Source organism: Pseudomonas sp. (genome assembly GCF_049645325.1).
In the GTDB taxonomy this organism is placed as follows: Bacteria; Pseudomonadota; Gammaproteobacteria; order Pseudomonadales; family Pseudomonadaceae; genus Aquipseudomonas.
This window is the reverse complement of sequence record NZ_JBARTQ010000326.1, coordinates 1-10,973: the sequence shown is the minus strand read 5'-3', so window position 1 is coordinate 10,973 and position 10,973 is coordinate 1. Positions and strand designations below refer to the sequence as shown.

Sequence of the window (10,973 nt, the reverse complement as noted above, 5' to 3'; positions counted from 1 at the left end):
CGGTGTGTCAGTCAACAGATTCATCAGCTGATCCACCGCCTTCGCGAGCAAGCCCGCTCCCACATTTTTTATCCGGTTCGGCTTCAGATATCAGCTCGCTGCCACACCGCAGAGCTGCTCTTCTGTGGGAGTTGGCTTGTCGGGTCGCCGCACCGCTGCGATGCAGGCACCTCGGTACATCAGGCATACACAGTTGATGCCATCGCAGGCAAGCCAGCTCCCACAGAAAAGCAGATCTGCTTCTGCTCTTGACCTGGCTGTTGCTTCAACCACTCAGGTCGGCTTTCAGGCCGCCGTGCTGTAGATCTTGATCTTGATCCTGCTTGTGATCTTGATCTGAGGCGCCCCGTTAACCACGATGGCCGCACGCAGGCTTGAATCCGTGGGTAACCCGGCAGGAGCCGGGTTAGCCGTGTTGGGCCATGGATGGCCCGTCACGGCGGCCCACGGATTCAAGCCGGAGTGAGGGCACACCGAGCCACAGCGAGGTGCCGAGTGGAGGGGCTAGAGCGTTTTGCTTACTTTTGCGCTCCACCAAAAGTGAGCCGCTGTAAGAGCGGAACCAATAGCAGCCATAACAACAAAAACGGATAAACCCCCCAACAATCTCAAGGACTGTAATACCCCACGGCCACCATAAACCCCCCCGCCCTACGCAAATAAGCGTGCTTGTTCTCAACCCGATCCGTCACCGGGTTCTTCCAGCGATACGTGTACTCACCCTGATCCTGCTCAGCCATGATCTTGAGAATCGGCTCCCCCACGGGCTTCCCGTCCGGGTCCTTGACCTTGGCAAAATCCGTGTTCACCAAGCGCAAGTCCGTCCCATGTGCCACATAGCGGCCCGTCTTCAGGTCCACCACAAACACATACAGGTCATCCTGCAGGAACCCGCCCTGCAACGAATTGATCGCCTTCAACGTCCCCGCTTCATCCTTCACCAAGGCGTTCGCCGCTTTGTTGCGCAAGGCCCGCGCCTGTTCCGGCGTGGCCCGTGGCAAGTAATACCCCACGGCCAGAATCCGCTCGCCCACGCGCTGATAAAACACATGCTTGTGTTCTACCTTGCCGTCATTCCAGTTCTGCCAGCGATAGTCCGCCTGCTGAATGCCCTGGCCATCCGGTACCTTCAGCGCGTCCTTGAACGACTGGCGCAAATCCGGCCCGAGCACTTCGGACACATCGCGGCCGATCAGCGCGGAGGAGGGGCCGCCGCTCGCCAGCAGCACGCCCTGGGTGTCTACCACAAACACATAACGGTCATGGTCGACAAACTCGCCCTGGCGGCTGAAGGCCGCGAAGGCCTTGTCGCCGTTGCTCTGGTAATACGCCAGGGCTTTTTCCAGCAGCGCCTTGGCGGCCGCAGCATCTTCCTCTTGCGCGGTGGCCGCGTGCACCTGGCTGAAACACAACAGCAGCAGCCAAGTGAGTCGGAGCAGTCCCTTCATGACCCGTCCCTCGTTCTTATTGATGTGACAACAGCGTAGACGCTGTGGCTCAGGGCGCCGCCAGCCATTGGTTGACGATGCCGTCGTAAACGCCAGTGGCGACGGTCAGGTGCAACCATTGGTCGACATAGCTTTTCCAGGCCACGTCATCGCGGGGCAGCAGGAAGGCTTTTTCGCTGTATTGCATCTGCCGGTCCGGGTTGACCGCACACAGCCCGGGTTTCTGTTTTTGCTGGTAACGCGCTTCGCTGGCGTCGGTGATCATCACGTCGGCCTTGCCTGCCAGCAGTTCGTCGAAGATGGTCACGTTGTCGTGCAGGCGGATTTGCGCCTGGCCCAGGTGGGCGCGGGCGAATACTTCGTTGGTGCCGCCGGCCGGCTCGATCACGCGCACCTCGGGCCGGTTGATCTGTTCGACGCTCTGGTAGCGTTGCACATCGGCGCAGCGCACCAGCGCAATTTTGCCATCGACCCCGAGCGGCTGGCTGAAGAAGGCTTTTTTCTGGCGTTCCAGCGACACGGAAATACCGCCCACGGCAATGTCGCAGCGTTGAGCGAGGAAGTCCGGCATCAGGCTTTTCCAGGTGGTGGGCACCCACTGGATCTTGGCGTTGAGGCTCTTGGCCAGGGACTCGGCCATGGCGATATCGATGCCTTCATAGCGGCCATCGGCGCGCAGGGCGGAGTAGGGGGTGTAGTCGCCCGTGGTGCAGACGGTGAGGGTGCCGCGCTGCAGCACGTCGTCGAGGCGCGAGTCGGCCAGGGCTTGGGTGGCCAGGCTTGCCAATAAACAGAAGGCCAGGGGAGCTTTCATGCGGTCGAGTCCTTGGGGGCATGATCGGGGCGGCTATTATTTCCAGCTAAGCGCGGGGATGGCAATTGTTTAGCCAGGCTGCAACCAAACTCCGCCAACCCTGAATTGAACAACCTTTGCGGGCATGTGACGCTGCCGGGCATCTACATCACTGTGATGCCTGCATGGACGGTTCCCCCGACACTCACCCCGTGACACTGCCTGGCGCCTTTGCGCCGAGCCGTCCGGCCGATGTCGAGGCGCTACCCTCCGAGCTGGCCTTCTGGGCCCTGTTTCACTGCCGACACGCACGCCCACCAGATACCTTTCTCCTACGTTGATCTACCCCATGGATGACGCGCACCTGTGCGCATCTGCCCGGCAGCGCCTGTGCGCCTGCCTGACGCAAACGTATGAGAATTCCCATGAGTGTTTTTGCCAGCCTGCACGAAGCCCACGCATTCCTTGATCAGAACCCGGACATCGAGATGTTCGAGCTGTTTATCCTCGACAACAACGGCGTACCGCGCGGCAAGCTGTTGCACCGCGATGAGTTGCTGGCGGTGTATGAAAGCGGCCGGCCGTTGCCCAGCACCATTCTTGGCCTGACCATCAATGGCGATGACGTGGAAAATTCCGGGCTGGTGTGGGAAGTCGGTGATATCGACTGCCGTGCCTACCCGGTCAGCGGCAGCCTGCAGCGCATGCCGTGGCGCCTGATCCCGACGGCGGCGGTGCAGGTCAGCATGCACCCCACCGAGGGCCTGCCCGCCACCGTGGCCGATCCCCGGCATTTGCTCGAAAGGGTGATCGACGGGCTCAAGGCGGACGGTTACTACCCGGTGATGGCGGCGGAGCTGGAGTTCTACCTTCTCGATCAAAAGCCCGACAGCAACGGTCGCCCGCAACCGGCGCGGGATGTCGACGGCAATCGCCCACGTTCCACCCAGGTCTATGGTCTGCGTGAGCTGGAGCAAATCGAGCCGTTCCTCGCCGACCTTTACAGCGCCTGCAAACTGCAAGGCATCCCGGCGCGCACAGCGATCTCCGAATACGCCCCGGGCCAGGTGGAAATTACCCTCGAACACCGCGCCGACGCGCTGCAAGCCATGGACGAAGCGGTGCGCTACAAGCGCCTGGTCAAGGGCGTGGCCCACAAGCACGGCATGACCGCCTGTTTCATGGCCAAACCCTTCGACGACCTGGCAGGCACCGGCATGCACATGCACGTCAGCCTGGCGGACGCCGAGGGCAATAACCTGTTCGCCAGCGAAGCCGCTGACGGCACACCGCTGCTGCGCCAGGCCGTGGGCGGCATGCTCAGCACCTTGCTCGATTCGTTGCTGATGTTTTGCCCCAACGCCAACTCCTACCGCCGTTTCCAGACCAACAGTTACGCACCGCTGGCGGCGACCTGGGGCGTAGACAATCGCACCGTCAGCCTGCGCGTGCCGGGTGGCCCGGCGAACTCGCGGCACATCGAACACCGTATCTGCGGCGCCGACGCCAACCCTTACCTGGCCGCCGCCGCGATCCTGGCCGGCATTCACCGCGGCATCCGTGAACAGCGCGACCCCGGCGCGCCGGTGGAGGGCAATGGTTATGCCCAGGCCAAGGAATTGCTGCCCACCGACTGGCTCACCACCTTGCGCGCGCTGGAAGGCTCAAGTTGGGCGCGGGACGCCTTTGGCAGCGAGTTCCTGGGTGTGTACCTGGCGGTGAAACGCGCCGAATACCGCCAGTTCATGGGTGAAGTCGGCGAGCAGGATTGGCGTTGGTACCTGCATCAGGCCTGATCAACGCTGGGCGCCGGGCATGCCCGGCGCCCTCCTTTTTACGCAGTGGGGGCTTCAACCTTTTTTTCACGTTGCGGGGGTTAAGCTGCGGATCAAGGTCATTCACTACCGTTCCACTCACATGAGCCCGTGATGTCGTCACAACCGCCTTCCTCTATCGAGATTGAATATGCCGAGCGCTGCGACCGCGAGCATGCCAGGGTCTGCGGCGACACGCGCCCGCCAGCACTGCTCAAGCGTCTGGGTGCCTGGCGCGATGAACGGTTGGTGCGCCAGGCGCTGAAGGTGGCAGGCGAGCCGGGGCTGATCCTCGACCTGGCCTGTGGCTCGGGGCGTTTCTGGCCGGTGTTGGCCGAACACGTCAACCGGGTCATCCTGGCCTCGGACAACTCCCAGGACATGCTCGACCACGCGCTCACCCATCACCCGGCGTCGTTGCTCAAACGGGTCAAAACCTTCCAGGGCTCGGCGTTTTCGATCGGCTTGTCGGCGAATGCGGTGGACTGCATTTTCTGCCTGGAATTGTTTCGCCATGTACCGAGCATGGAGGTGCGGTTGATGTTGCTGCGCGAGTTTCATCGGGTCAGCCGGGACACGGTAATTGTCTCGGTCAGCTCCCGCACCCCCATGGAGGACGAGTTCCGCCAAGCCGGCTTCAAGGTCCTGAACCAGCAGGAATTCCTGCCAGGCTCCAAGCTGTGGCGGGTTTACGTTCTGCGTAAGAGAGGCTAACTCCCGCCTGTCGGACTATTCTTCATCTCTCGTCGGAGTTTTCATGAAGGCGTGTGCACTGCGGATGCTCGCAAGGCCCTTTCGCGATATATACTGCGCGCCATTCTTCAAGGGAGAGCCGTGTGGCCATCGATATTCACTGGATCTGCGACAACGATAGCCTCGGCCAGCATTGCGCCGAATGGCAGCAGTTGCCATTCGTCGCCCTCGACACCGAATTCATGCGGGTCGACACCTTCTATCCCATTGCCGGGCTGATCCAGATCGGCGATGGCGTACGCGCTTACCTGATCGACCCCCTGACCATCGACAACTGGCAACCCTTGGCCGCCTTGCTGGAAAACCCGGCGGTGATCAAGGTGGTGCACGCTTGCAGCGAAGACCTCGAAGTGCTGCTGCGCCTGACCGGCAGCCTGCCGGTGCCGTTGTTCGACACTCAGTTGGCGGCGGCTTACCTGAATCTCGGTTTCTCCATGGGCTACTCGCGCCTGGTGCAAGCTGTGCTCGACATCGAATTGCCCAAGGGCGAGACCCGTTCGGACTGGCTGCAGCGGCCATTGTCCGAGACCCAAGTGAGCTACGCCGCAGAAGATGCGGTGCATTTGGCCGAGGTCTACACCCGACTGCGTCCGCGCCTGTCGGATGACAAGTACGCCTGGGTCTTGGAAGACGGCGCCGAACTGGTGGCCAACCTGCGCCGCGAGGTCGACCCGCACGAGGTGTATCGCGACGCCAAGCTGGCGTGGAAACTGTCCCGCGCGCAACTCGCCGTGCTGCGCGAAATCTGCGCCTGGCGCGAGCAGCAAGCCCGCGCCCGTGACCTGCCACGCAACCGCATCATTCGCGAACACTCGTTGTGGCCCCTGGCCAAATCCCAGCCGGATAACCTCGCTGCGCTGGGCAAGATCGAAGACATGCACCCGCGCACCGTGCGTCAGGACGGCCAGTTTCTGCTGGACCTGATCAAGCGCGCCGGCAGCGTGTCCATGGACCAATGGCCGCCGGCCGTGGCTGAACCGCTGCCGGTGGATGCTGCCACGCTGATCAAGCAACTGCGCGCCTATGGCCAAACCGAAGCAGAACGCCTGGACATGGCGCCAGAACTGATGCTGCGCAAGAAAACCCTCGAAGCCCTGGTCAAAAGCGGCTACCCCGATGGGCCTTATAAATTGCCAGACTCGCTGCGTGGCTGGCGCCGCGAGTTGATGGGCCAGGCGCTGCTCGACAGCCTGGCCACTGCCGGAGAACAGCCTTGAAACGAATTTGCTCCATCTATCGCAGCCTGAAAAAAGATGGCATGTACCTCTACGTGCTGAAAAGCGATGCCCTGGAACGCGTGCCGGAGCCTTTGATGGCCGCCTTCGGCAAAGCCCATCTCGCGTTTGAAATGGTGCTGACGCCCGAGCGCAAGCTGTCCCGCGAGGACATCACGGTGGTGCTGGAAAACCTCGACAAGCAGGGCTACCACCTGCAAATGCCGCCGGCCGAGGACGAGTACATCGAGCACTTGCCCGAAGAGCTGCTGCGACGCAACGACCCGATGTGACCGTTCAGTGCCCGGTTCAGGGCACGTACTTCAATGCAATTGTATAAGCGGGCGGTGGCCGTAAGGATGCGGGCGGCCGTCTGCACTGTTTTTGAAAGGTTTGAACCATGCGTGTTCTGATTGCTGAACAGGATCACCCGCTCTACGCCCAATTGCTGAGCGAAGCGGCCCCGGACGTTGAAGTGTTGACCAGCGGCGACTCGGCCGAACTGGCGCGCCTGGCGGCCGATTGCCCGGTATGGCTGGGCCAGCCCGACCTGCTTGCCACGTTGTTGCGCCAGGGCCACCAGCCCCAATGGCTGCAATCGACCTGGGCCGGCATTACGCCGCTGCTCGCCGAAGGCTTGCCGCGTGACTATCGCCTGACCCGCGCAGTCGGCATTTTTGGCCAGGTCATGGCCGAGTTTGTCCTCACCTACATGCTCGGCCACGAGCGCGAAGTGCTCGCGCGGCTGGTCAGCCAGGTCGAGCGCAAATGGGACAACCGCATGGGCCAGAGCCTATCGGGGCGCAAGGCGCTGATCGTCGGCACCGGCGATATCGGCCAGAGCGTTGCCGATTTCCTGCTGCCGTTTGGCGTGAAGCTGTACGGCATCGCCAGCACTGCGCGCGAGCAGGCGCCGTTTATCGAAGTCGCCGGGCTGGATCAATTGGGCCGGTTGGTGGGGGAGGTGGACTACGTGATCAACCTGTTGCCCAACACACCGAACACCCATGACCTGTACGACGCGGCGCTGTTCAAGCAATTCAAGCCGACCGGGGTGTTTATCAACGTCGGGCGCGGCGTGGCCGTGGTCGATGCGGACTTGGTCGAAGCCTTGAAAGAAGGGCACCTGGCCGGCGCGGTGATCGACGTGTGCCGCCAGGAACCGTTGCCGCAACGCCATCCGTTCTGGACCGCCTGGGGCCTGTTGCTGACCGGGCACAGCTCGGCGCCGACGTCACCGGGCATGATGGTGGAGTTGTTTGTGCAGAACCTGCGGGCGTATGAAGCCAAGCAAGAATTGCGTGGCGAAGTGAGCTTCGAACGCGGTTACTGATACAACGCCGGAAAAATGTGAGAGCGGGCTTGCCCGCGATAGCGGTGTATCAGGCACTCATTGTGTTGACTGATACGCCGCTTTCGCCGGCCCGCTCCCACATTGGTTCTGCGCAAGTCTTACAGGCTGAAATCACCTTCCGACACCAGCTCGCTCAACGGCTTGCGCGGGCTTGGCGCTTCACGCCCTTGCAGGTACTCCGGCAGGCTCGACTTGTCGCCCAATTTGCCCACGGCGACGGCCGCGTGCAGTGCGTAGCCTTCTGGAATTTTCAGCTCTTTGCGCGTCAGGTCCTGATCGAAACCGGCCATGCCATGGGTGTGCCAGCCGCTGAGGCTGGCTTGCAGCGCCAGGTGGCCCCAGGCCGAGCCCGTGTCGAAGGTGTGCCACAGCGCCGGGGTTTCTTCCGTGGCGCCCGGTGCGACGAAGTCGGTTTTCGAGGCGATGATCACCAGGGCCGAGGCGTGCTGCGCCCAGCCACGGTTGAACTCATTCAACAGGCCCAGGAAACGCTCCCAGTCCGGCGTGTCACGGCGTGCGTAGAGAAAGCGCCATGGCTGCGAGTTGTAGGCGGACGGCGCCCAGCGCGCGGCTTCGAAAAAGCTCAGCAGGGTTGCTTGCGGGATGCTCTCGCCGGTAAAGGCGCGAGGCGACCAGCGTTCGGTGAATTGGGTGTGAATCGGGTAATCGGCAACGCGGGTCATGGAGTGTTCCTGATCGTCAATTCGGCGCTCAAAGCTACTGCGCGGCCACTAGACTGACAAGTGCTGTTACACCGCCAGTCGTAAGCGCTTGGCCCCAAGGGCCGCTGGCACTAGACTGGCGGCCTTTTCACCTACCGATACTGATGCAGAGCCATGGCCGCCAAAGTCGAACCTTTCTGGATACGCAAAACCCTTGAACACCTCGACCAAGAGGAGTGGGAGTCGTTGTGCGACGGTTGTGGCCTGTGCTGCCTGCAAAAGCTTGAGGATGAAGACGACAACAGCGTCTATTACACGCGCATCGCCTGCAAACTGCTCGACCTGAAAACCTGCCAGTGCACCGACTACCCCAACCGCCGCGACTCGGTGCCCGACTGCATTCAGCTCACCCCGGGCCAGGCGGACCAGTTCAAATGGCTGCCGCCGACCTGCGGTTACCGCCTGGTCAGCGAGCGCAAGGACTTGCCGCTGTGGCACCACCTGGTCTGCGGCGACCGCGACGCCGTGCACCACGAACGCATTTCCCAGTCCGGGCGCATGCTCGCCGAAGGCAGCGTGCCCGAAGATGACTGGGAGGATCACCTGATCTTCCGCGCGGGCTGAAAAGGAGTGTGTATGAGGGTGGGAGCCAAGCTGGCTGCGGGCCTGATCTTGCTGGCGATGAGCGGGCCCGGCTGGTGCGCGAAGAAAGTCGACCTGGACTATCACGTCAAGCTGCTGCCCCAGAGCGACCAGGCCGAAGTCCGCGTGAGCCTGTCCCACGGCTCGGCGGTGCGCAGCCTGGACTTTGACCTGGGCCGTGCCGGTGACTACAGCGACTTCAAGGCCGACGGCCAGTGGGCAGTCACCGGCAGCCGTGGGCTGTGGCGACCCAGCGCCGACAAGGCCAGCCTGACCTACCGCGTACGCCTCACCCATGCGCGCAAACCGGGCGTCTACGAAGCACGGATGACGCCAAGCTGGGCGCTGTTTCGTGGCGAAGACCTGGTGCCGACCGCGCGGCTCGACCAGCAGGATGGCGTCGAGCTGGTGTCGCGGTTGGTGTTTGAACTGCCGGCCGGCTGGAAAAGCGTCGAAACCGCTTGGCCGCGTATCGGCAAACATAAATTTCGCATCGACAACGTCTCCCGCCTGTTCGACCGGCCCACCGGCTGGATGCTTGCCGGCACCCTTGGCAGCCGCCGCGTGCGCCTGGGCGAGACGGAAGTCACCGTGGCCTCGCCCAAGGGCCAAGCCATGCGCCGCATGGATGTGCTGACGTTGCTGACCTTCGTCTGGCCCCAAGTGGAAGCCGCGTTCCCGCGTCATCCGGCGAAATTGCTGGTGGTGGGCGCCAGCGACCCGATGCGCCGTGGCGTGTTTTCGTCGCGCGATTCGCTCTACCTCAACAGCCGCACGCCGCTGGTCAGCGAAAACGGCAGCAGCCCTTTGATCCGCGAGGTGGTGCAGGCCATCGGCCGCTTCAGCGACCACGAGCGCAGCGATTGGATCAGTGAAGGCTTGGGGGAGTACTACGCCATTGAGCTGGTGCGGCGTGCCGGCGGCATCACCGACGAGCGGTACGCGGCGATTCAGGCGCGATTGACCAGGGAAGGCAAGGACGTCACCACGCTACGCGGCGAGCAGGTCAGCGCACCCACTGTCGCGCGTGCGGTGGTGCTGTTGCAGGAGCTGGACCGCGAGATCCGCGTGAAAACCCACAACAAGCGCTCGCTGGACGATTTGGCGCAGGCGGTGATGCGAGCGAACAGCGTCACCACGCCTGAGTTTGTGCAACTGGCCGAGAGCATCATTGGCGAGTCGTCGGTGGTGCTGGACAGCAAATTACTGCGCTGACGCAAAACAATAATGTGGGAGCGAGCAAGCCCGCTCCCACATTTTGATTGGGTTCAGGCGTTTATTATTTGGTGGCTTTTTCGGCCGCCACTTCGGCTTTGGTCTTCAAGTTCTTCAACTCTTCCCCGGCGCGCTCGATCTTCGTGCGCACGCTGTTCATTTCCTGGCGGCCCTGTTCGAGCTTGTCCTTGAGCGAGCTGTGCCCGGTGAAACCGCGCGCCAGTGCCACGCCACCGATCGCCACTTGGATCAAGCCGAAAATCCCACCGCGGCGCAGGCCCTTGCCGACCATCATTACACCACCGGCCACCGAGCCGATGCGCTCCCAGCCATGCACGTTCTGGGTGGGCTGGGTTTCAAACGGGGCGTGCTCGATGACGGGTCGCAGGATTTTGCTGTCGCTCATGATCTGTCTCCAACAAGGGCTAGTGATATGTAGCTGACTGCCAGCCAGCGCTGGATGTTCCCGAAATATCAGTACTTGGGGCCCGAGCGGGTGTTGTTGCCCTTGGCCAGGCGGTCGTAGAGCACCACGTTGACGGTGGCGGCGAGGTTCATGCAGCCGGTGGTCGGGATGTACACCACGTCTTCACACCAGTCGCGAATCTCTTTGTCGAGCGAGCCGTCTTCGGGGCCAAAGATGTACAGCGCGCGGTCGGGATGGGTGTATTCGGGCAACGGGCGGGCGCCTTCCACCAGTTCCACGGCGACCGGGATGCAGCCCAGCGGCAGGATCTTTTTCAGGTCGTCGATGCCGATCAGCGGAATGTCGTGGTGGACTTTCTTGGTGTCGGTGATGAAATCCCGGGCGCGCTCGTAACGCACGCCGGTGTAGAACACCGAGGCCACGCCGTAGCAGCCGGCGGCGCGCATCACCGAGCCGACGTTTTCGGGGGATTTGGGGTTATACAGACCGATGCAGCTGTAGCGTTTATTGCCCACGGGGAAGGGTGCCTTGGAGGAAAACGGCGATTATACGGCCTTGGGGGGATGCAGTGTTTGGGCTATTGCCTTCGCGAGCAAGCCCGCTCCCACATTCGACCGTATTCCAAAGGGTGGGCGCGCGCACATGTGGGAG

Annotated in this window: 12 protein-coding genes and 1 pseudogene; 8 read left to right on the top strand and 5 right to left on the bottom strand. The window is 62.4% G+C overall.

Features of this window, described 5'->3' with window-relative positions; genetic code table 11:
* Positions 1-252: pseudogene (locus tag WBB95_RS14705) on the top strand (hypothetical protein); the annotation flags it as partial.
* 356 nt (positions 253-608) lie between these two features.
* Here the strand turns inward: WBB95_RS14705 and WBB95_RS14700 are convergent.
* Together WBB95_RS14700 and WBB95_RS14695 are read right to left on the bottom strand one after the other, a co-directional pair.
* Positions 609-1,448, bottom strand: coding sequence for a cache domain-containing protein (locus WBB95_RS14700; RefSeq protein ID WP_424488243.1), 840 nt, complete (start codon positions 1,446-1,448; stop codon positions 609-611).
* Between the two features lie 49 nt (positions 1,449-1,497).
* Entirely contained in the window at positions 1,498-2,262 is a 765-nt protein-coding gene (locus WBB95_RS14695) for a transporter substrate-binding domain-containing protein (protein WP_424488242.1), read from the bottom strand.
* Positions 2,263-2,666: 404 nt separating this feature from the next.
* On the opposite strand from WBB95_RS14695, the gene WBB95_RS14690 reads away from it, so the two are divergent.
* The 5 genes from WBB95_RS14690 (at position 2,667) to WBB95_RS14670 (ending at position 7,355) form a co-directional block, all read left to right on the top strand.
* A complete protein-coding gene (locus WBB95_RS14690; RefSeq protein WP_424488241.1) occupies positions 2,667-4,037 on the top strand; it encodes a glutamine synthetase family protein in 1,371 nt (456 codons plus the stop codon).
* A 132-nt stretch (positions 4,038-4,169) separates the two neighbouring features.
* On the top strand, positions 4,170-4,769 hold the full coding sequence (locus tag WBB95_RS14685) for a class I SAM-dependent methyltransferase (protein WP_424488240.1): 600 nt from the start codon (positions 4,170-4,172) through the stop codon (positions 4,767-4,769).
* A 122-nt stretch (positions 4,770-4,891) separates the two neighbouring features.
* Positions 4,892-6,025, top strand: coding sequence for a ribonuclease D (gene rnd / locus WBB95_RS14680; protein ID WP_424488239.1), 1,134 nt, complete (start codon positions 4,892-4,894; stop codon positions 6,023-6,025).
* Positions 6,022-6,315 (top strand): YcgL domain-containing protein, encoded by a 294-nt coding sequence (locus WBB95_RS14675; RefSeq protein ID WP_424488238.1) that lies wholly within the window; start codon positions 6,022-6,024, stop codon positions 6,313-6,315. The genes rnd and WBB95_RS14675 overlap by 4 nt, the downstream gene beginning before the upstream one ends.
* 107 nt (positions 6,316-6,422) lie before the next feature.
* Entirely contained in the window at positions 6,423-7,355 is a 933-nt protein-coding gene (locus tag WBB95_RS14670) for a D-2-hydroxyacid dehydrogenase (protein WP_424488237.1), read from the top strand.
* A 119-nt stretch (positions 7,356-7,474) separates the two neighbouring features.
* On the opposite strand, the gene WBB95_RS14665 is transcribed toward WBB95_RS14670, so the two are convergent.
* The gene (locus tag WBB95_RS14665) at positions 7,475-8,059 is read right to left on the bottom strand and encodes a nitroreductase family protein (protein WP_424488236.1); all 585 of its coding nucleotides are present in this window, start codon (positions 8,057-8,059) and stop codon (positions 7,475-7,477) included.
* A 153-nt stretch (positions 8,060-8,212) separates the two neighbouring features.
* On the opposite strand from WBB95_RS14665, the gene WBB95_RS14660 reads away from it, so the two are divergent.
* Together WBB95_RS14660 and WBB95_RS14655 are read left to right on the top strand one after the other, a co-directional pair.
* Positions 8,213-8,662, top strand: coding sequence for a YcgN family cysteine cluster protein (locus tag WBB95_RS14660; RefSeq protein WP_424488235.1), 450 nt, complete (start codon positions 8,213-8,215; stop codon positions 8,660-8,662).
* Positions 8,663-8,674: 12 nt separating this feature from the next.
* Complete coding sequence (locus WBB95_RS14655; protein ID WP_424488234.1) at positions 8,675-9,895, top strand: hypothetical protein; 1,221 nt, start codon at positions 8,675-8,677, stop codon at positions 9,893-9,895.
* Positions 9,896-9,959: 64 nt separating this feature from the next.
* Here the strand turns inward: WBB95_RS14655 and WBB95_RS14650 are convergent, their stop codons facing one another.
* Together WBB95_RS14650 and WBB95_RS14645 are read right to left on the bottom strand one after the other, a co-directional pair.
* Positions 9,960-10,301 carry a YgaP family membrane protein gene (locus WBB95_RS14650; protein WP_424488233.1) on the bottom strand — a complete coding sequence of 114 codons (342 nt, stop codon included), beginning with the start codon at positions 10,299-10,301 and terminating at the stop codon, positions 9,960-9,962.
* Between the two features lie 68 nt (positions 10,302-10,369).
* A complete protein-coding gene (locus tag WBB95_RS14645; RefSeq protein WP_003189607.1) occupies positions 10,370-10,837 on the bottom strand; it encodes an RNA methyltransferase in 468 nt (155 codons plus the stop codon).
* Positions 10,838-10,973 lie beyond the last annotated feature (136 nt).